This window comes from Parashewanella hymeniacidonis, assembly GCF_016900895.1.
Lineage (GTDB): Bacteria > Pseudomonadota > Gammaproteobacteria > Enterobacterales > Shewanellaceae > Parashewanella > Parashewanella hymeniacidonis.
Window position 1 is genome coordinate 13,020 of record NZ_JAFEUN010000047.1, and the last position, 20,801, is coordinate 33,820.

Sequence of the window (20,801 nt, forward strand, 5' to 3'; positions counted from 1 at the left end):
ATTCTTTGTGAACTGATAATGCTCACTTTTGCTTCTTCTTTTTATTTGAGTATTACTTTTTTATGAAAATTAACGCTCTATTCAAAATGTTAAACCCTCACCCAAAACACAAGTTAAATTAATAGTAACCAGAAGTGACTAATTATGCAGTCAGCAGCAAAACCCTTTACTATCAAGGTTTGAGGTGAAAATTTTTAATTTAACACAAAATAGTTCCATTAGTTTTTCTAATCCAAATAGATAGTTTTTCTCGCTTGTTGAATAACCAAAGCAACAATAAAATACATTTGTTTTCAGGAAGGACTCGCTGAATAAGCAAGTTATGAAAACAAGAACATTTATCAGGTGTGCCAAGCACGGCTGATTTCTCTGGTTCTTTTATACTGACTTCCCTACCTTCAATTTGTTGATTGTATTGTGCATTACTTTGCCCGCTTACTTTAAGTGGGCTTTTTTTTTATCTATTACATTAACAATCATTAACTAACTTATCTATTACATTAACAATCATTAACTAACTTATCTATTACATTAACAATCATTAACTAACGTTTCAGAAAAAGGTTAAGTTATTATTTTTCATTATACCCCTTAGATTGACTTACTTATGTCTGTAGCTACTGGATTCAATACAAAATCCCCTCCTGATGATATTTGGGTAGTTTGCAAGACTCCCGATAAGGGTGAAGGTGTTTACGAGGAGTTTTCTCTAAGTAATATTGATAAAACACTCACTGATCAGAAGCGAGCGCTAGAATCACACTTTGAGTCGCACTTACCCCAGTATTCTAGCGTTGTTAATATACTTTATTCCCATATTAGTGGGCTCTCTTTGACGTCGATTCGATACCGCAAATTAAAATCTCAACTCTGTCATCTAAATTCACTACTTACTTCAAGCGAAGTTCAAAAAGCAAAAAAAGTAGAAGTTCTTACTGCACTATCTAAGCAATTAAATAGCACCCCCCGCTCTGTTGAACTAGAACGATTAGTCATATCTTTAAACTTTAATAAAGCTAAACTCAGTGACCTTTTAGCGAATGCAGAAACAAGACTCCTCAAAGAAGCAAAAACAAATTTTAGAAAAAGGTTTTCCGATGAGGTAACAGATGAACAGCTAAATCGTATTGCATTACGTAATGGCTACCCACTTTCTATTGAAGAAACGTCTCTCGGGGGTATTAGTCAATCAGTTATTGAGCAATATACTCAAATACTCAATGATACAATGTGTTCAGGCTCTTTAATTTTACAAGTTTCCATGGATTGGAGTAAGTCGTTCACTCTTGAAAATTTAGAAAAAATAAAAAAACTTGAATCTTTTGACGAAGCTCATATTGAGAACTGCATCCCTTTTTCTTCAGTAACACATGAGCATTTTACTCATGACTCTCAGTATCTGAAGAAATCAAGGCACTTAGCAAAAGTTTTATACATTGCATTGATTCATAGGGCTTGCCCGCTCTTAAAACCTGATGATGAAAACGGTGTTCAATTTCAACAGGACGACGATGTAATTTGGTGCCACTCCGATTCGGTTTTCTATTGCGGCTCTTCCCATGAAACTGAGTCTCCTACACCATTAGCAGAGCTAGCTAATGCAAAACCAATGTTGGATAATGCAAGTGACAAGCAACTACTTTTGTTTAATAGGCACCTTCTATTATGTACACATGATTCCACTTCTTTTTCTCAATACTTAAGAGAGCTAGCTAGTGCAGTAGGTCTTCCTAAAGCAGTCAAAAGCGGTATTAAAGCAATGCTGTACCATCATTTTCAAGGGCATGACAAAACTAAACATGTTGACGGTTTTCCTCCTTGTATTGATTTTGATTTTTTAGAGCTTGCACAGACTATTGAATCAGAAAATTTGATGAGAAGGTTAGAAGCCATTAAAAATAATGAAAGTGAATCTAGTAATAAGTTGGAGCATTTAATAAAACTGTTAAAAACTTTTAATTATGATTGTTGTTCAAAGTTTAAAGATAAGTTATTCACTGCAATTAAACATTTTATCGGTACTCAACATTTTAGTTCTCAAGACATTCACTACATCGCTCAATCGTTACCAGACAGCTCAAAAGACCTGAAAAAATCTCTACAAGAGCTTTGCTTCAACCACTTATGTAGCGAAATTGATGACTTAAAGGATATTGAAGGCGCCGTTGACTTACTGGTATCTATTCCCGATTTCTGCACTCAAGACTCAATAAAATATAGAGAACTCTGCGAGAAACATCAGTCAAAATTTAAAGCTCTAGTCGCCCACAAAAGTAGCGAAGAACTCATAAAAATAATCGAACTTCTGACAGGTAAAGATTTAATAACTTCCGCAATAGGCAAGGAATTAAACTTTATATCCTACATTCATCAGCAATTCTGCAAAAACTTACAAGGAGCCAAAACACTTGATGAATTACAAGCTCGAATGGAAACTATTGATCCTAAACTAGTACTCTTTGATGAATCACAGTCACAACTCATCAAAAATAGTTTCAACAAAGCTTTTTTCCAACTCAACAGCTCTGATCATTTAAAATTAAACGTTGAATTACTTAATCCGAATGTGTCTGCCGATGAATTAGAAGTGATATGGAATAAAGCTGTTGAAGATGATAACCCTGAATTAATCGTATTTCTTCACCAAAATGGTGTAACAAAAAAACTAAAGAGTTCACTCTATGTTGAAAGTGTAGTCACTGCCGTCAGCGAAGGAAAGCCGAAATGCTATAAGACACTTTTTGAATTGGCAAGAGGCAAAATAGAAAAAAGTAATTCAATACTCTCTGAACTCATGCATAAAGCCATTAAACATAAAACAACTGAATATTTAGAGCCATTAAGACCTCTCAACAACTTGAAAGAAAGCTGCCGAGAAAAAGTGGACGGTAGCACTCCTTTCTTATGTGCGGTCATGAATGGAAATAAAGCGCAAGCAGAATGGTTCTTAAGGCACTGCCCTACAGTCATTGAAGATAAAAATGACTCTTATCAAACGGCATTTCACCTTGCTTGTGATTGCCAAGGAACAGAGATTTTAAAGGAGTTAATTTCTTTACACACCGATGATGAACTTATCAACCATTTTGACAGTAATGGATTGTCGCCTTTACTCATGGTTTGTAAAACGGGTAAAAAACCATTTTTAACAGAACTATTAAAATGTTCACACCTTGACCTTAGTGCTTGCGAGGCACAAACCGGTAGAAGTGGCTTACATTTAGCCGTTGCTGAAGGAAAAGAGAGTATAGTCTCAATACTTCTAGGCAAATCAAAAAGCTTTCTCGACTCAAAAGATAATAATAACGAAACGCCTATAGGACTTGCATTAACACTCGGGCAATTCCAAATGTTGGATAAATGCCTAGAAACCTGGCCTGATTTCGATTTTTCGTCGCCAGTGAGTAAAGATAAACCTCTTATGGCTGCAATTTGTAGTTCACCAACAATATACCAAGGCAAGTATTTATCTGTAGCCATAAAGCATGCCGATTTGGATAGCAACTATGGTGAGCAAGGCCAAACAATTTTTCATTTAGCTGCAGCATCAGGTTTTTATTTCAAAGAGCTCAGCAAAGGAGTAAGCGTTGAACAAGTATCCGCCAGAGATAGTAATGGTCAGGCCCCAATACATATTGCCGCAACTAACGGACATGTTGACGTTTTTAAAGTCTTAGCTAAAGAGGGAGCTAACATTCAAGCGTTGTCATCTAACCCTAGAGGTAAAAATTCGCTTTATTTTGCCGTTAAATCAGGAAAAATCAAGTTCGTTGAGACAGCTTTTCAAAGGGGGGTTTCTCTCACCACTACAGCTCAAGGTTTGAAAGAACTTCTTTGTACTGCAGTCGAAAACAATCAAGGCGAAATGGTGATTTTTTTATTGAAGAAGTGTCAATATAAAAAACAATTTTCAGCACTTCTTAAAGATGAAAGTATTAACCTTGTAATGTTAGCTGCTGAGCATAACTCCGGCTTAGTGATTAAAAGCTTGCCCAAAGCCTATATCACAGAGTGTTTCAAGCGCTCTACAAAATTTAATCCTTTCATGGAAGCTGCAAGACTCAATAATTCTAAGGCCGTCGGAGCAATGATTTCATATTGTCAAGATGAGTTAATGCATCGAACAGAACAAGGTTTGACAGCGGTACATATTGCAATTGAAAATGACTCGTTCGAAGCACTCAAAGTAATGGGAATACAAAAAAGTTTACTATCTGAAGCAATTAATTCCTCATCTTCTTCTTACTTTAGTTATACACCATTAATGTATGCAGCAAGCTTAAACAAAAAAGCTATTTGTAAACTACTTCTTACTCAACTTGAAGACGCACAATCACAAACAAATAACCAAGGACTCAATGCTGCCCATATTGCAGTAAAACACAACTCTGTAGATGCTATACAAGTATTCCCTATAACAATGCTTAATACACGCATCAATGGTGAAGGTACATCTTGGAATGGTTATACCTGCTTACACATTGCAGCGTTTAAAGACTCTGCAGAAATGATCAGGCAACTTATAAAGCAGTCTGCAAACCTCAGCATTTCAGCATTTACTAATGGTGATTTAGCTTATGTTCCATTAACTGTTGCTGTAATCCAAGGTTCAGAAAGTGCCACTTTTGAAATACTGCAACACACTAAAGATTTAAGCATTATCTTTGAGAAAAGTGATGACAACATGAGTGAGGAACTAATAGAGTTAAAACAAAGCGGGTTCAGTAATAAGAAAGCGGTTTCTGAATTTGCCTATCACTTATTTTTATCTAGGATTCCTGAATTTAATTACAAGTCTATTCGCCAAAGTATCTGGAGTAAATTCAAAGAATTCAACCCATAATAGTCAATTAAAATTGAACGAAATAATCAGATAAGCTTAACCATTTTTATTGATTTGAATAATCACACGTCTATTCTTAGCTCTTGCAGCTAGCGTATCATTGGCTGCTACATGCCTTTCTTCACCGTGACCTTTTGTTACGATCCGATTTTGTTGGATCCCACTTTCCATAAGGTATTTTTTTATCATGTCGGCACGGCGCGTAGAAACTCGTTTATTCGCACTACGACCACCATAACTGTCGGTATAAGCATCCACTAGAACCAACTCAACTTCCGGCTCGTAAGATAGGTACTCTTGAATGCGATCCATTTGTTGCTTTGAAAACCGAGTTAATTCAGTACTGTTTGATTTGAAATTCAATACCGTAAAAGCTATATCATTGAATGAATAAGGTAACAGATTTGATAAACAACGCTGAAATTGGCTGTATTTGTGATGAAAATTTGCTGCAGATAACCCTACTGCCACTCGTTCAAACTTATTATACCAATCAGCATAATAGAAGGTAGGTTGCATCCCCTTAGACAACTCATTTAGCATTGTCCAAGCTTCGGCTTTTGGCACTTCACCATTAAAATATCTTTGATAAGTTATTTCAGTCAGTTTTTTGTCTGGAATCCCTGGGCGCCAAATAGGAGCACGACTGACCAATTCAGCCTTTGTAACCTTTTCAGGTTTTCTCCACATTTCTAACATGAAGTCTAAGTTCAACTTCTTACTAGCTTGACTGGAAAAAACCGCATTACCATACATAGGAATATTATGCTCTAACTGGCAAGAGACTGGATTATTCTGTGTGATCCGCCATTGGGAGTTATCAAGAGAAGCAACAAAATGACGAAGCTCTGCGCTCACCGTAAGCGGAGCACAGCATAAAGCAGTCAATAATATTCGTCGCAGCATAATATTTCTCTTTTTTTGATATTACTTTTGTTATCGACCAGTTTTTTCGAAGCTTTAGTGCATAAAACAATCAATCACACATGACACTTAAGCAGCAATAACAGATAATATGTTGCAATAATGATTTATCAAACTTCGGCAAATAATGAGCGATATAGCAGAACATAACCTATTAAAAAATCGATTCCGTGGCTACTTCCCTGTGGTTATTGATGTAGAAACTGCGGGATTCAATAAAGAAACAGATGCGCTTTTAGAAATTGCCGTAACGTTATTAAAGATGGATGAGCATGGTGAACTCGTGCTAGACAGAACCTTGCATTACCATATAGAGCCCTTTGAAGGTGCGAATCTTGAACCTGAAGCATTAGCTTTTAACGGAATAGACCCAACTAACCCGCTTCGTGGCGCCGTAGATGAAAAAACGGCGTTCAAAGAGATAGTCAAAGAGGTCAAAAAAGCTCAAAAAGCTTCAGATTGTCATCGAAGTATCATTGTTGCCCATAATGCAGCATTTGATCATGGCTTTGTAACCAAAGCCTTAGAAAGAAATAGCATTAAGAGGACACCGTTTCACCCGTTTGCTACTTTTGATACCGCAGCACTATCTGGGCTCGCTTTAGGTCACACTGTTTTAGCAAAAGCTTGCCAGTTTGCAGGTATTCCTTTCGATAATAAAGAAGCACATTCAGCACTTTATGATACTGAAAGAACCGCTGAACTTTTCTGCCATATCGTAAACAAGTGGAAAAGTTTAGGTGGTTGGCCGCTATTAGCAAATGAAACTTCTGAAGACTAAAGTGCAGTACTTCAGCTTCAGACATTAAAAAAGCCACCTAAAAGGTGGCTTTTTTGTACTAAGAACCGCTAAGGCATCATAGAGGGCTGATCAGCACCTTCTTTTTCAATCTCAACTGGCATCATATGCTCACGATTAATTCCTAAACGAATCGCTAAATAACTTGCCACGTAGATTGATGAATAAGTACCTACGATAATACCCATTAGCAATGCTGTCGCAAAACCATGAATCATTTCGCCACCCTTCAAGAACAGAGCAATAACAGTAATTAACGTCGTTAATGTTGTAATTACTGTACGGCTCATAGTTTGCGTAATCGAGGTATTCACTACATCTTCAGAAGAGCCTTTACGCATTTTCAAGAAGTTTTCACGAATACGGTCATAAACAACAATAGTATCGTTAAGTGAATAACCTACAACCGTCAATAACCCTGCAAGTACAGTCAAATCAAATTCAAGCTGCAATACTGAAAACACACCCAAAGTTACAATAACGTCGTGCGCTAGTGCTGCAACCGAGCCAGCCGCTAGACGCCACTCGAATCGGAACGATACGTATATCAGAATACAAATCAGTGCAATAAGAACCGCAAGACCACCTTGTTCAGCAAGTTCTTTACCAACCTGTGGGCCTACGAATTCGACACGTTTTTGAATTACACCTTCATCAAGCACTTTAGCGACTTTCATCACTTCAGCCACTTGAACGTCACTTTTTACACCTTCTTTAACTTGAAGGCGAATAAGCACATCACGAGTAGAACCAAAGTTTTGAATCACAGCACCTTGAGTACTTTCATGATCAAGGTTTGCACGAAGTTTTGTTAAGTCAACCGCATGGTCAAACTCAAGCTCAACAACTGTACCACCAGTAAAATCTAAGCCCCAGTTAATGCCCTTAGTTGCTAGCGATAAAAACGAAGCTGCAATTAACACCATCGACAAAATACTGATTGGAACAGCGTGACGTAAGAAATTGACTGTGCCTTTAAAATTTAAAATCTGAAACATAATCAATCTCTCCCTAGATGCTCAGCGTCTTCTGACGCTTACCGCCCCAGATAGCGTTTACAATTGAACGTGTACCGACAATTGCTGTGAACATAGAGGTTGCAATACCAATCATCAGAGTTACCGCAAAGCCTTTAACTGCACCCGTACCGATAGCAAATAAAATCAACGCCGTTAAGAACGTAGTGATGTTTGCATCTGCAATGGTTGAGAATGCGTTGCCGTAACCTTCGCTGATTGCCTGTTGAACACTGCGTCCTGCACGTAATTCTTCACGAATACGCTCATAGATAAGCACGTTGCCATCAACCGCCATACCAATGGTCAATACCATACCTGCAATGCCCGGCAATGTAAGTACAGCGCCTAACATTGACATAACGCCAACAACCATCACTAAGTTTAAACCCAATGCAAGGTTGGCAATAAAGCCAAAGGCACGGTAGTAAATCAGCATGAAGATAAGAACAATTGCCGTGCCCCAAAGCATCGCTTGAAGACCGTTATCGATGTTCTCTTGACCAAGGCTTGGACCAATTGTGCGTTCTTCTACAATCGTTACAGGCGCAATCAAGGCACCAGCACGAAGTAAAAGTGCAAGATCTTGTGCTTCTTCAAGCCCTAGACCATTGATTACAAACTTACGTCCTAAAGGTTCATTGATGGTAGCAACTGAAATAACTTCTTCTATTTTCTTCAGTTTAACCGTGCCATCAGGGTTACGCTTGCCACTGTCTTTGTACTCGATAAACAACGTCGCCATTGGCTTGTTTACATTCTTACGAGTCACTTGCGAGAAGATGGTGCCGCCTTTCGCATCTAGACCAATACTTACTTGCGGACGACTGTATTCATCAAAGCTCGGTTGTGCGTCAGTAATGTGGTTACCGGTCAACATTACTTTCTTCTTAAGTACAACAGGTTGACCTGTACGACGCTTATAAAGAACGCTTCCGGCTGGTACTCGGCCAGCTACAGCAGCGTTTACATCAGCTTTTTCGTCAACCATGCGAAATTCAATCGATGCTGTCGCACCCAGAATTTCTTTGGCACGAGCAGTGTCTTGGACACCTGGTAATTCAACAATAATACGATTAGTACCTTGGCGTTGAACAAGAGGTTCTGTCACACCTAACTCATTTACACGGTTACGAATCGTCGTCATGTTTTGTGAAATGGCATCTTCACGAACTTGACGTAAAAAGTTTTCACTCATTACACCCAATAACATTGGCTGAGTATCCGTAGATACGTCAGTGAATACCATGTCATTGTTAGTACGCTTCAAGAAGAACTCTGCTTTAGACAGCATTTCTTCATTGCGGAATTTAATTTCAACACCACGAGGCTTTAGACGAACACCTGAATAACGAATTTTTTCTTGACGAAGTTGAGTTCGAAATTCAGCAACTTGTGACTGTTCCATTTTACGAATGGCTTCTTTCATATCCACTTCCATTAAGAAGTGAACACCGCCACGTAAATCAAGACCAAGCTTCATTGGGCTGCCGCCCATTGACTCTAGCCACTCAGGTGTTGCCGGTGCAAGATTCAATGCAACGGTATACTTATCACTTAAGTTATCAGTGATAAGTTCTTTTGCTTTTAATTGATCATCGGCATGCGCAACACGAACCAACAGTTGACCATTAGCCAGCTCTGAGCGTTTAACCTCAATGCCATTTTTTTGTAGGAGCTCGTTTACATTTGCAAGAGTAGTGTCTGTAACTTTAGCGCCACGAGTTGCCACAACCTGTACTGCAGGGTCTTCCCCGTAAAGATTTGGCATAGCGTAGAACAAACCAATAGCGGCGAACAACACCACCATTATGTTTTTCCACATTGGATATTTATTTAACACGCATTAGCCCTCTTGGCTTACAGCGACTGAATAGAGCCTTTAGGCAATACCGCTGCAATGTAGTCCTTCTTAATAGTGATTTGAGTTGTATCGTTTAAATCCAACAATACATAATCACTGTCATCGCTGATTTTAGCGATCTTGCCAAGAATACCGCCGTTAGTAAGTACTTCATCACCTTTAGAAATCGATCCCATTAGGTTTTTGTGCTCTTTAACACGCTTAGATTGTGGACGGAAGATCATGAAATAGAAGATCAAACCAAACATCACTAGCATGAATACCAGTTCCATCGTTCCGCCTGTCTGTGGTGCTGCGCCAGCAGCTGCGTGTGCATTTGAAATAAACATAAGTCTCTCTTTTCGTTTTCTTTATTAAAATTTTATTCTGCTTTAAATGTCACTCCAGCAAAGCTGGAGTCAGTCGCTTTAAAAACTAAAGTCACTAGATACCAATCAAAGTTGGTATGACAAACTCAGCGTCAATCTTTCAGCTCTGGTACTTCCGGAACTTCCCGACCTTGGCTGGTGTAAAACTCGTGAACGAAGTCATCTAATGTACCTGCGTCGATGGCATCACGCAAACCTTCCATCAACATTTGGTAGTATCTTAGGTTGTGAATGGTGTTTAATCGCGCACCTAAGATTTCGCCACACTTGTCTAAATGATATAGATATGCGCGTGTGTAATTTTTACAAGTGTAACAGTCACATTTTTTATCTAAAGGTGAGGTATCAGTTTTGTGTTTTGCGTTACGGATCTTAATTACGCCTTCACTTGTGAACAAGTGACCATTTCGCGCATTTCGAGTTGGCATTACGCAATCAAACATATCCACACCACGACGAACACCTTCTACCAAATCCTCAGGCTTACCCACGCCCATTAAGTAACGAGGTTTTTCTTCTGGGATTTTTGGACATACATGTTCAAGAATACGGTGCATATCTGGTTTTGGCTCGCCAACAGCTAGGCCGCCAATCGCATAACCATCAAAACCAATGTTTACCAGACCTTCTAAACTTTCATCACGCAAGTCTTCATAAACACTACCTTGAATGATACCAAACAGGTTATTTGGGTTTTCTTGACGATCAAACTCATCACGTGAGCGCTGTGCCCAACGCAAAGACATCTGCATTGATTTACGCGCTTCATCATGGGTTGCTGGATATGGTGTACATTCGTCGAAAATCATCACAACATCACTGCCCAGTGAATATTGGATTTGCATCGATTTTTCAGCATCCATAAAGATCTTGCTGCCATCAATTGGCGAGCGGAAATGAACACCTTCTTCAGTGATTTTACGAATATCACCTAAACTGAATACTTGGAAACCGCCCGAGTCCGTCAGGATAGGACGTTGCCAGTTCATGAAGTCATGCAAGTCACCATGACTGCGCATGATCTCTTCACCAGGACGAAGCCACAAATGGAAAGTATTACCCAAAAGGATATCAGCACCTGTCTCGCGTACTTCTTCCGGCGTCATACCTTTAACAGTACCATACGTGCCTACAGGCATAAATGCAGGCGTTTCAACCGTACCTCGTTCAAAGACTAAACGACCGCGACGAGCACGGCCATGAGTTTTATCCAACTCGAATTTCATTTTCATATTTACTACAACCTTAAGCCAGAGAAACAGTCTGACGTTTTATTTTTGGCTTTGCGCCATTAAACAATTATGGCTGCCAAAAGCAGCCACAAATCTAGTTCGTTATACCGTTTTACGAGTGATAAACATTGCATCACCGTAACTGAAGAAACGGTACTTTTCTTCAATTGCGTGCTGATAAGCATTCATCACGTTTTGTTGTTCAGCAAAAGCGCTTATCAACATAATCAATGTTGATTCAGGTAAATGGAAATTGGTTACCATGGCATCAACAACGTTAAATTCATAACCTGGATAAATGAAAATGTCGGTATCAGCACTAAAAGCCGCTATTTTACCATGATTTGCTTTCGCTGCACTCTCTAACGAACGCACTGAGGTTGTGCCCACTGCAATGATTCGTTTACCTGCTTCTTTAGTCGCTATTATTTGATCTACTACGTCTTGAGGCACATTCGCCCACTCAGAGTGCATAACATGATCATCGACATCATCTACACGCACAGGTTGGAACGTGCCCGCTCCCACATGCAAAGTAACAAAGGCAATATTAACGCCTTTATCTTTTAATTTTTGTAATGTTTCGTCGTCAAAATGCAAACCAGCTGTTGGTGCAGCTACGGCGCCAGGAGTCTCGTTATATACCGTTTGATAGCGCTCTTTATCTGAATCTTCATCTGGACGATCGATATATGGAGGCAGTGGCATATGCCCAATCTCTTCCAAAACGTCCAGAATAGTTTTATTACCAAGAAGCTCAAGTTCAAACAGTGCATCATGACGAGCTAACATTTTCATTTGATGATCGTTATCTAAATTAATAATGGCATCAATTTTCGGCGATTTAGAGCTGCGAACATGAGCAAGTATTCGCTTATCATCTAGCATGCGTTCTACAAGGATTTCTAATTTTCCACCTGTAGATTTTTGTCCAAACAAACGTGCAGGAATGACCCGAGTATTGTTGAATACCATCAAGTCACCTGACTCAATAGAATCAATAAGATCAGTAAAATGCTTGTCGGCAACACAACCCGAATTACCATCAAGGGTAAGTAGACGTGACGCTGTACGCTTTTCTGTAGGATAACGAGCTATTAGCTCATCAGGGAGATCGAATGAAAAATCGGAAACTCGCATTTAACTGCCTCTAAAACTATAAACCTAATGAAACGGCGGCTAGTCTAGGGGCAGAAAGCTTTAAGATCAAGAATCAGGTATTTCTTTCTCTTGTTTTTCAGAATCTTTTTTATCAACATTAAACGCTGAGTAATCGAAAGGTGTGCATTGAATTTCTTGAAATGGGATATCAACATACATTTTTACGTGTCGACTTTTTTCTTCTTTTTTACCAAAAAGTTTTTTTAAAAAATCTTTTATCATCCTTGAACCTTTATAAGTATTATTAGTAGAAACTTGCTTAATTTGTTAATGCGACACTAATAAGCGGTAACTTTAGTTAATTTAGTTAATGTTTAGTGACTTAATAACAAGGTAAAAAGTAAGGGAATGATACATTATGGTTACAATTTGTTCCAACAAAATTTAACAAATAAAAAACATTCTTAAATTTTGAATTCACTTTAAAAATACAAATACAATTTTTTCTACTAAAAAACTAACCATAACTGGTGTTAACACCTATACCCAGCAATGTAAGCAGCCTAAAAAAACCACTTATAACTTTTAAGTCTTTTTTATAACAAATTAAAAACCTATCTCTATAATTACATCTCGTTTAATATTTCTTTTATCTTCATTAATGGAAATAGCAGTTGAACAAGATAACAAACTGGTTTTTTAAAATTTCTTGGAAAAAATCATTTCGAGATTTAGCTATATTCATTGTTATTCTTACTGCTGTTAGCTTATTTATTCAAAGGAACATGGCTTCAGGACAAGCTCCACAAATCAATGCCATTTCAACGACAGGTAAAAAGATTCAGTTACTCCATAGCGGTAACAAACCTACTCTCATTTATTTTTGGGGAACTTGGTGTGGCTACTGTCGCTTTACCTCACCAATGGTGGAGAGTATTTCTAATGATTACCCAGTGATTTCAATTGCGGTGAGCTCAGGGAGTAATGATGAAATTAACGAATACCTTAAAGAGCATGATTTGACCTTTAAGGCTTTAAATGATGGCAATGGATATTACTCTCATCAATGGGGTGTATCTGGCGTACCCAGTATTTTTATCATCGACACTCAAGGTAACATTGCTTCAACCACTCAAGGGCCAACGACAAGCTGGGGGTTGAGATTTAGACTGTGGTTGGCTGCGGTATTTTAATGCTGATTTTTGCTCCTTGAGCAACGTTCACTGCTGAAATATCACCATTGTGTCGAGCTACTATTTCTTTACACAAGAATAACCCAAGTCCTTCTCCGCTTGCTTTAGTTGTATACAACGGAGTAAATGTATTTTGTAAATTTTGAAAACCCTTGCCATTATCTGTAATCGAAACAATCTGATTACTTCCTTCATTGAAATTCGAAATGTCTAATTTTGTTGCGGAGGCTTCTTTTGCATTTTTCATTAGATTAATCATCAATCGCTCAAACAAAATCGAATCGGCGACTAAAACCGACTCTCCTTGAAATACGAAATCTAATTCGTATTCATTCGAAATTTTAGAAACTAGCCGGGATAAATCGAGTCGTTTAACCGTTGCTTCAGGAATATTATTTGAGTATTTAAAACTACTGACAAATGTTAACAATGTTTCGCTACGATCTTTAATTCTTGCTAATGCTTTTCGAGTGGTATCTTGAGGAAGTTCTGGTAAATCTAATAACGTATCGGCGAGTGATGCCATCGGCGTCAATGAATTATTCAACTCATGAGATAGTACCCTGATTAGCTGTTGTTGCACTTGAAAACGATTATGCTGCAATTCATCAGCAATCGACTGAGCCATCACAATATAATTACTATCAAACTTAAACATTTTTAGCTGCCAGCTTTCATCAAACACGGAATGTCGAATGAGTCCGGCTTCAATTTCAAATCCAATTTCATCTATACTCATTCCTTCGATCAACGGTAGATTGATTTTTTGATAAAATGCTTGGTTAAAAAAGATAAGCTGTTTCTGTGCATTTAAAATAACGATCGGCATCGGCCAGCTAGTAAAAATAGTCTCCAGAAATCTTGAATTGAGCTGTGTATTAACTTGTTGAGTATTCGCAACCAGATTTGCCAAACTTTTAAATGGAGAATCATACTCATCAAAAACTAAACTGATATTGCTTGCTCCTTGAGCTCGCATCCGCATAAAGGCTTCAAGTTGATCAAAGTTCGATTTATATCTACTTAATGCTCTTAGCGAAATATACAACAATATATATCCAACAATTATTATTACCGTAAGCACCACAAGCCAGTCTTCGAATAACAAATACAAGTTTGAAGCCAACAGACCTAGAATGAAAGTATCAATGCCAATAACAAGCGCAGCCCTTCGGTTAAAGTAATTCAGCAACCGACTACTCATATTCTTCTGCCAATTGATATTTTTCTAAACGGCGATAAAGCGCATTTCTAGAGATGCCTAGCTCTTTTGCTGCAATAGAAACTTGCCCCTCAGCCTTTTCCATCACATAAACGATTCGTTTCATTTCTAGCTCGGCCAGACTCAACTCTGGTATCAATTCACTCTTAATCGATCTTTTTTTGAAAGAAGAAAGCGGAATATGTTCAGCTAACACTTCACTTCCATCACTGAGTAATAAAACGCGCTCCATAACATGATTGAGTTCACGTACATTACCGAGCCAAACGTGATTGACGAGTTTCTTTATAGCTGAATCAGATAGTTCAGGGACTGGCTTCTGATACTTGGTAGCCAATTGATGCAATGCTGTCATTGCCAGTGGAGTGATATCTTGTTTGCGTTCTCTTAGTGGCGGGATTTCAATCGTAAACGTATTTAAGCGATACAATAAATCTTCCCTGAACCTTCCTTGCTCAACGGCATCATCTAAATCAGCATTTGTTGCCGCAATAATTCGCACATCGGCTTTAACCGTTTCATCTGCCCCTAATGTCGTAAAAGATCCATTTTCTAGTACTTGCAATAACTTGGGTTGTAAGTGAAACGGCAAAGTACCAATTTCATCTAAGAACAAGGTGCCCTTTTCTGCCCGCTGAAATGCCCCTTTTCGATCAAACTTTGCATCCGTAAATGCCCCCTTTTTATGACCAAACAATTCACTTTCAAATAACGTTTCTGGAATTGCAGCCATATTCAGCGACTCGAATGATTTTTCTGTTCTTTGGCTTGATTGATGAATGTGTTTAGCAAGTAAAGATTTCCCAGTTCCGTTTTCACCAGTAATGAGAATATTGGCATCGGTTATCGCCAGCTGTTGAATTAATCTCTCTAACTGTTTCATTGCTTCAGATTCAGCAACCCACGGTTCTTGGTATTGCTCATATGTTTCGACACTACTGCGTTGTCTTTTTATTTTCTGCAAAAGTGACGTTTTATCCCAAGGTTTTTCAACAAAATCCACCGCCCCAGCCTGTAAGCCTTCAACTACGAGGTCAACACACGCCCAGGCCGTCATCAGTATGACTTTAAGCTTCTGTGGCACCAATGTTTTTAAAAGCGATAAGCCTTCACGTCCGGAAGTGGTATCTTGAGTAAAATTAAGATCGAGAAGAATTAAATCTGGTGCAATTTCTTTTAGCAGCAACTTACAAGCTGTTGGAGAGTCAGCTTCATAAACTTGATAGCCTTGATGAGTCAAAAGCAAAGTTAATGCAAAACGCACATCTTGATCGTCATCGACAATTAGAACTGTTTTTATCGTCATTGTTTTACTGCTGGCAGCAAACAACAGCTACCAGCTCCTTGTAAATTTATTTTTTGCACACCAGCGCAAGCTGGTGTCCAGTGACTTTTCAAGAAAATTGCAAAGTCGCTAGATACCCGATTACAACATTCGGGTATGACAACATCAAAGCTCTCTTAACGCTTGCATTGGCTCTGCATTAATCACACGCCACACTACATAAGAAATTGACGTTAACACAATTGCAACCAATAAGCTTGAGAAGAATAACAGAGCATCCCATGAGAACTCGGGCAATACCGTAACTCGTTGCTGTATGCCCCAATAAACCAATGCCGACACCACTAGCGCTAACACCAAGGTTATCGAAATTAAGCCACAAAATTGTTTAAGGGTACTCCTTAGCAAGCGCCCTCTTGATGCCCCTGTCGCCATTCTAATGGCTAATTCAAAGCGTTTAATTTCAGCAAAGCTAAATGCAATACCTGAGCTACCGAATGCGGCAAGAGTGAGAGTCAGTAATGACAAAGCAATGATGAAATGCAGCTGTAGCTTTTCGTCCTTAAAATGCGAATCAATGCTTTCCTTTACATTCGATAATTCCACAGAGCCAATTTCGGGCGCATGTGATTGAATTAAGGCTTCAATCGCTTCTTTATCAAATTCCAACGATGCTGGAAGCTGCATAATTAGAGCAAAATGCATCGGTTCTTCTTTAGGGTAATAAGCAGAGGCAATATTCCCTTTTGGATTATACTGAGTGTAAAAATCATCCAAAATACCCACAACTTCTCTGCGCCCAAACTTTTGCCCAATTGCGGCAAAAAGGTCATCACCTTTTGTAATAAATTTTGCGGCATTTTTATTGATTAGAGTGACCCGATCTAAGTTTTTAAATTCTTCACGAGTAACATTTCTACCTGCAAATAAATTGAGACCAAAACTTGTAACAAAATCATCGGCAATATTGTGTGTTGAATATGAGGTAGAGGTATTCGAATCTTCATTACTGGTTATATGAAACGTAGTAAAACCATTACCAAATGGTTCTGATGAAGTTCTTAAAACTTCAATTTTAGGATTATGCTGTTGTAATTTTTGAGTGATTTCTTTTGCGAGCTGACGATTAGCTAAGTGATATTCCGAACTTTGCTTATTACTTGTCGCTCTATCTTCAGAGAAAGGCCGAGATTCCTCTTTAATACTGATGCTTGCAACTAAAGTATTTCCTACCTTAAAACCTCTTTCAAAAAATATTTCATCATATGCGGCCGTGGCAAGCATCGCATTTGCTGTTAAAACAATTGCGGCAAACGTTAACTGCAGTATAAAAGTTACTCTTGATGTTTTAGATAACGTCCCTGATTTTTGACCTTTATTTCCAGAGCTTATTACCGAGTAAATGTCCTTTTTATTAATTTGAGCAACGGCTAACCAAGCAAAAACACTATTAATCATTATCACGATTAAAAGCGAAATGATGATTGTTGCCGCATCAATTTGAACTAAGTGCAATAACTTAATATTGCCACCGCTTATTACGGGTAATGCTCTAATGATCCAAAAAGCACCGACAATTCCTAAGACTGCTGCGGTTGCGAACATTGGAATATTCTCAAGAAAAACACCTTTGCGTAATACACGCTTGGTCGCCCCTAAACTAAGTTGTGTTGCGAACTCTTTTTCTCGCTGCTGATAGTGACTCAAAAATAGGTTTAACAAGTTCATTGCAGCCATAATCAGCAAAACTATCACTGTCACTTGTAAAAAAATAACCGTATTTTTTTGTTTCAAGAGCAATGAATCTCGATAGCGCTCAACAGTATTTTTTTGAATGAGACTTTTATAAAAGTCAGAACTAAAAATCGTATTATGATTTTTAGGTAAATTCGAAATATAGTTACTGTAAAACTCTGTTAATTCATACTCTTTTAATGCCCTTTTTTTAGCCCTGAATAATGATTGAAAACTGCCAGAGATACTAAAAGCACCATCTTCAAAGTGATTTAAATGATCAGGTAAATGATAAAAACGCCAAATTTGCTGCGGGTATCGTTCTGACGCTTTGTATGATTCAAAATCTTTAGCAACACCTCCAATTTGATATGTTTTATCTTTAATTTGTAAGGTCTTAGCTAGAATACTTTTTGTTCTATGAAATGCAGTATGCCAAAGTGATTCAGAGATCCAAACTGAGTCTTGGTAATTTTCTTTATTCGGCGCATCACCAATTAGCAATTTCCCACCAACATTGTGATAAAAATTATCTGTAGCGAAAAATTGAGTAACAGCAAGTAGGTTATTATCGATATTTACTTCGCCACTATCCACATCCAGCGAGCTTACTTCACCAATCGCTTTAAATCGGTCGTTAAATGCACTTAACGCTGTTTTGGTGAAAGCATTAATCCTCACACCGCCTGATGCTTCTAATCCTATATTTACACTGTATAGATTTTGCTCACCTTTTATGTCCGGCAACGGCTTAAATATCAAATTCGAACTCATTGCCACAACTGTTAGTACCGCAGCTAAAGTTAAACTTAACGTGAGTAACACGGGTAAAGTTAATCTCGGCAATGTAAAAAGGCGCATCACACCATGACGTAAAGCACGCATATAAAAACTCATACCACCGCCTCCTGATGCTCAACTAATACTTCACCATCAAATATCTTGATTTGACGACTTGCCATGCGACTATAGCGTTCATCGTGAGTTACCATGACAATCGTCACACCTTGCTTATTGAGTTTAATTAGCTCCTGCATCACCAAGTCACCATTGCGGCTATCTAGGTTTCCGGTTGGCTCATCTACTAGCAAAATTTTGGGATTACCTACCAAAGCACGAGCAATGGCTACTCGCTGTTGTTGTCCACCTGAAAGTTGATTGGGTTTGTGATGGATATGACTTTGCATATCAACAATCGCCAAGGTTTCTTCTACTGCTTGTTTAATATCACTCGACTTTTCACTTCTATGCTCCAGTGGCAAAGCTACATTTTCAAAAACAGTAAGATGGTCAATAAGATTAAAAGATTGAAATACATAACCAATATATTGATTTCGAATTTTAGAGCGTTGATCTACGCTTAAACTTTCAACATTGATATCTGTGAGTTGGTAAGTACCAGAAGTTGGCGCATCTAATAACCCCAGCAAGCTCAGCAATGTTGACTTACCACAACCGGATGGCCCTGAAATCGAAACAAACTCACCTTCATTGATTTCAATTTTAATGTCTTTGAGTGCGTGAGTTTGAATTTGGCCTTTTAGAAAAAGCTTATTGATGTCCTTTAAGGTAACTATTGTTGTCATTTTTCTTCCCTATTTTTCTATGTTTATCTTATTAAATTCTTGCCACTGAGATAAGTCATTGAGTGAAATTTTGTCGCCTTTTCTTACGCCTGATTTAATCATCACAACGCCTTGTGATAATTCACCAAATTGGAGAGAACGTTTTTCTAACAAATCAATTTGAGTATTTTGTTGAACAAAAAAATCTTGAGTGGTGAGAGGCACTAACCCGGGTTTTTGCACTACATAAAGTGAGTTTTTAACTTTCTCCACAAAAACATAAGCGTTTACTTGCTGTGATGGTCGAATACCCTGAAAGGTATCTTGCTGCAAAGATACTTCAGCACTAATAAAACCGTTTTCAATCACAGAGCTAAGTTGTGAGATTTTTCCGAGTATCAGCTTGCCTTTATGATTTACTTCAACAAAGGCACCGTACTGAATTTTATTCGATAATCGCTGCGGGATTTTTAGGTCAACAATCAATTCGTCTTTAGAGCCAACTTTTGCGATAGAAGCACTTTTAGACAGCCGCTGTCCAAGTTCAATATTAAGCTGCTGAAGCGTGCCATTAATACCCGCTTTAACCGTCAAACCATCAATTTTGCTTTGAATCAATTGTACTTTTTGCGATTGCAACTGAACTTGCGACTGTTTTTGCTGCAACTCTTTCTCATGCATCTGTTTTTGTTTTTCAAAACGATACTGGTTGAACTCTTGCTGCTTAACTAATTGCTGGTGCTTTAGTTTCGCTTTTTCAAACTCAATCTTGGCGACAATACCATGTTTGGCTAACTCTTGATTCGCATTGAGTTCAAGTTCAGCGGATTTAATCTGATTTTCAATATCAGCAAGCTGCGCCTGTGTCGCAAGCTGTTCACTTTGCTTTTGTAAACTTAAGGTTTGATGTTCAGATTCTAGTTGCAATAAACGGTTATGTTCATCAGCCAGATCTTGCTCTAAATCTGGGTTCGATAATTTAGCGATAACAGAATCAACTTCAACGTCTGAACCAGCGCGCAAATAAATTTCAATCACAACGCCATCGCTCGGTGCATTAACTAATCTTTCGTATTTTGAGCTAAACTCGCCAAAAACTGGCGCCATGATATCAATATCATCTTGCCTTACTTCTACGAGCTTTAATTCACTCGCATCAAGTGTTGGCACTGGGTTATAAACAATACCTAGAATAGAGAAAGCAATAACTATTGATATTAAAATAACGAGAACTGCTTTTTTCCTGTTTTGTATTTTATTATGGTCTTCTATCTCTATCTTCATTTTTCACTCCAAAAACCTTTAATAGAATGATAGAAAGATGTATGCCAAAACTAAAAAACGATGAAATCAGGTACTGGAGAGCATTTATTCCTTTTCAGCCTCCTAATTATGTTCGGATATGGTTCTAGATTGTTCGGTTTTATATTTCGGCACCATTTACTCGCTTAAAAGAAGACTTAACCCTACGAAATCAGCATGTTTACCAACAGAGGTCATACAACACTAACTGACAAAATAAATAATAAAGAACTTAACAACCACCGTCTGAAAGACGGTGGGTTACACTATGCAGGCTGAAAGCCCGCTCCTATACGACATCACTCCAAATCAAAATTATCGTTATCTTTTCGCTCAAAGTGATGCTGTAAATA

Annotated in this window: 15 protein-coding genes; 3 read left to right on the forward strand and 12 right to left on the reverse strand. The window is 38.2% G+C overall.

Features of this window, described 5'->3' with window-relative positions; genetic code table 11:
• Positions 1–607: 607 nt before the first annotated feature.
• Positions 608–4,843 carry an ankyrin repeat domain-containing protein gene (locus JQC92_RS10960; RefSeq protein ID WP_204999693.1) on the forward strand — a complete coding sequence of 1,412 codons (4,236 nt, stop codon included), beginning with the start codon at positions 608–610 and terminating at the stop codon, positions 4,841–4,843.
• 36 nt (positions 4,844–4,879) lie between these two features.
• On the opposite strand, the gene JQC92_RS10965 is transcribed toward JQC92_RS10960, so the two are convergent.
• Positions 4,880–5,749 (reverse strand): flagellar protein MotY, encoded by an 870-nt coding sequence (locus JQC92_RS10965; protein WP_204999694.1) that lies wholly within the window; start codon positions 5,747–5,749, stop codon positions 4,880–4,882.
• 145 nt (positions 5,750–5,894) lie between these two features.
• Here JQC92_RS10965 and rnt point away from each other — a divergent pair, with 145 nt between their 5' ends.
• On the forward strand, positions 5,895–6,548 hold the full coding sequence (rnt, locus tag JQC92_RS10970; RefSeq protein ID WP_204999695.1) for a ribonuclease T: 654 nt from the start codon (positions 5,895–5,897) through the stop codon (positions 6,546–6,548).
• A 68-nt stretch (positions 6,549–6,616) separates the two neighbouring features.
• Here rnt and secF read toward each other — a convergent pair whose 3' ends face one another.
• The 6 genes from secF to JQC92_RS11000 form a co-directional block, all read right to left on the reverse strand.
• Positions 6,617–7,564, reverse strand: a complete 948-nt coding sequence (gene secF / locus JQC92_RS10975; RefSeq protein WP_204999696.1) for a protein translocase subunit SecF — start codon at positions 7,562–7,564, stop codon at positions 6,617–6,619.
• Positions 7,565–7,577: 13 nt separating this feature from the next.
• Positions 7,578–9,425, reverse strand: coding sequence for a protein translocase subunit SecD (secD, locus tag JQC92_RS10980; protein ID WP_204999697.1), 1,848 nt, complete (start codon positions 9,423–9,425; stop codon positions 7,578–7,580).
• A gap of 17 nt (positions 9,426–9,442) precedes the next feature.
• Complete coding sequence (gene yajC / locus JQC92_RS10985) at positions 9,443–9,775, reverse strand: preprotein translocase subunit YajC (RefSeq protein WP_129947155.1); 333 nt, start codon at positions 9,773–9,775, stop codon at positions 9,443–9,445.
• A gap of 131 nt (positions 9,776–9,906) precedes the next feature.
• Positions 9,907–11,040, reverse strand: a complete 1,134-nt coding sequence (gene tgt, locus JQC92_RS10990) for a tRNA guanosine(34) transglycosylase Tgt (RefSeq protein ID WP_129947206.1) — start codon at positions 11,038–11,040, stop codon at positions 9,907–9,909.
• 108 nt (positions 11,041–11,148) lie between these two features.
• Positions 11,149–12,186 carry a tRNA preQ1(34) S-adenosylmethionine ribosyltransferase-isomerase QueA gene (gene queA, locus JQC92_RS10995; RefSeq protein WP_204999698.1) on the reverse strand — a complete coding sequence of 346 codons (1,038 nt, stop codon included), beginning with the start codon at positions 12,184–12,186 and terminating at the stop codon, positions 11,149–11,151.
• A gap of 66 nt (positions 12,187–12,252) precedes the next feature.
• The gene (locus tag JQC92_RS11000; RefSeq protein ID WP_204999699.1) at positions 12,253–12,429 is read right to left on the reverse strand and encodes a hypothetical protein; all 177 of its coding nucleotides are present in this window, start codon (positions 12,427–12,429) and stop codon (positions 12,253–12,255) included.
• Positions 12,430–12,821: 392 nt separating this feature from the next.
• Between JQC92_RS11000 and JQC92_RS11005 the strand changes: the two genes are divergently transcribed.
• Positions 12,822–13,340: a protein disulfide oxidoreductase gene (locus JQC92_RS11005; protein ID WP_204999700.1), complete on the forward strand. Its 519-nt coding sequence runs from the start codon at positions 12,822–12,824 to the stop codon at positions 13,338–13,340.
• Here JQC92_RS11005 and JQC92_RS11010 read toward each other — a convergent pair.
• The 5 genes from JQC92_RS11010 to JQC92_RS11030 all read right to left on the reverse strand — a co-directional run bounded on the left by JQC92_RS11010 (position 13,312) and on the right by JQC92_RS11030 (position 20,430).
• On the reverse strand, positions 13,312–14,544 hold the full coding sequence (locus JQC92_RS11010) for a sensor histidine kinase (RefSeq protein WP_204999701.1): 1,233 nt from the start codon (positions 14,542–14,544) through the stop codon (positions 13,312–13,314). The two genes, JQC92_RS11005 and JQC92_RS11010, sit on opposite strands and share 29 nt — an antisense overlap.
• Positions 14,537–15,868: a sigma-54-dependent transcriptional regulator gene (locus JQC92_RS11015; RefSeq protein WP_204999702.1), complete on the reverse strand. Its 1,332-nt coding sequence runs from the start codon at positions 15,866–15,868 to the stop codon at positions 14,537–14,539. Before JQC92_RS11015 ends, JQC92_RS11010 begins: the two co-directional genes overlap by 8 nt.
• A 144-nt stretch (positions 15,869–16,012) precedes the next feature.
• Positions 16,013–18,478 (reverse strand): ABC transporter permease, encoded by a 2,466-nt coding sequence (locus JQC92_RS11020; protein ID WP_204999703.1) that lies wholly within the window; start codon positions 18,476–18,478, stop codon positions 16,013–16,015.
• On the reverse strand, positions 18,475–19,167 hold the full coding sequence (locus JQC92_RS11025; protein ID WP_204999704.1) for an ABC transporter ATP-binding protein: 693 nt from the start codon (positions 19,165–19,167) through the stop codon (positions 18,475–18,477). Before JQC92_RS11025 ends, JQC92_RS11020 begins: the two co-directional genes overlap by 4 nt.
• Positions 19,168–19,176: 9 nt before the next feature.
• Positions 19,177–20,430: an HlyD family secretion protein gene (locus JQC92_RS11030; protein ID WP_204999705.1), complete on the reverse strand. Its 1,254-nt coding sequence runs from the start codon at positions 20,428–20,430 to the stop codon at positions 19,177–19,179.
• Between the last annotated feature and the right edge of the window lie 371 nt (positions 20,431–20,801).

Excerpts from the sequence above, each read along its gene's own strand:
- JQC92_RS11030 (WP_204999705.1), bottom strand. The coding sequence starts at position 20,430 with ATGAAGATAGAGATAGAAGACCATAATAAAATACAAAACAGGAAAAAA.
- queA (WP_204999698.1), bottom strand. The coding sequence starts at position 12,186 with ATGCGAGTTTCCGATTTTTCATTCGATCTCCCTGATGAGCTAATAGCT.
- JQC92_RS10960 (WP_204999693.1), top strand. The coding sequence starts at position 608 with ATGTCTGTAGCTACTGGATTCAATACAAAATCCCCTCCTGATGATATT.
- JQC92_RS11000 (WP_204999699.1), bottom strand. The coding sequence starts at position 12,429 with ATGATAAAAGATTTTTTAAAAAAACTTTTTGGTAAAAAAGAAGAAAAA.
- secF (WP_204999696.1), bottom strand. The coding sequence starts at position 7,564 with ATGTTTCAGATTTTAAATTTTAAAGGCACAGTCAATTTCTTACGTCAC.
- JQC92_RS11015 (WP_204999702.1), bottom strand. The coding sequence starts at position 15,868 with ATGACGATAAAAACAGTTCTAATTGTCGATGACGATCAAGATGTGCGT.
- tgt (WP_129947206.1), bottom strand. The coding sequence starts at position 11,040 with ATGAAATTCGAGTTGGATAAAACTCATGGCCGTGCTCGTCGCGGTCGT.
- yajC (WP_129947155.1), bottom strand. The coding sequence starts at position 9,775 with ATGTTTATTTCAAATGCACACGCAGCTGCTGGCGCAGCACCACAGACA.
- JQC92_RS11020 (WP_204999703.1), bottom strand. The coding sequence starts at position 18,478 with ATGAGTTTTTATATGCGTGCTTTACGTCATGGTGTGATGCGCCTTTTT.
- JQC92_RS11025 (WP_204999704.1), bottom strand. The coding sequence starts at position 19,167 with ATGACAACAATAGTTACCTTAAAGGACATCAATAAGCTTTTTCTAAAA.
- JQC92_RS11010 (WP_204999701.1), bottom strand. The coding sequence starts at position 14,544 with ATGAGTAGTCGGTTGCTGAATTACTTTAACCGAAGGGCTGCGCTTGTT.
- JQC92_RS10965 (WP_204999694.1), bottom strand. The coding sequence starts at position 5,749 with ATGCTGCGACGAATATTATTGACTGCTTTATGCTGTGCTCCGCTTACG.
- rnt (WP_204999695.1), top strand. The coding sequence starts at position 5,895 with ATGAGCGATATAGCAGAACATAACCTATTAAAAAATCGATTCCGTGGC.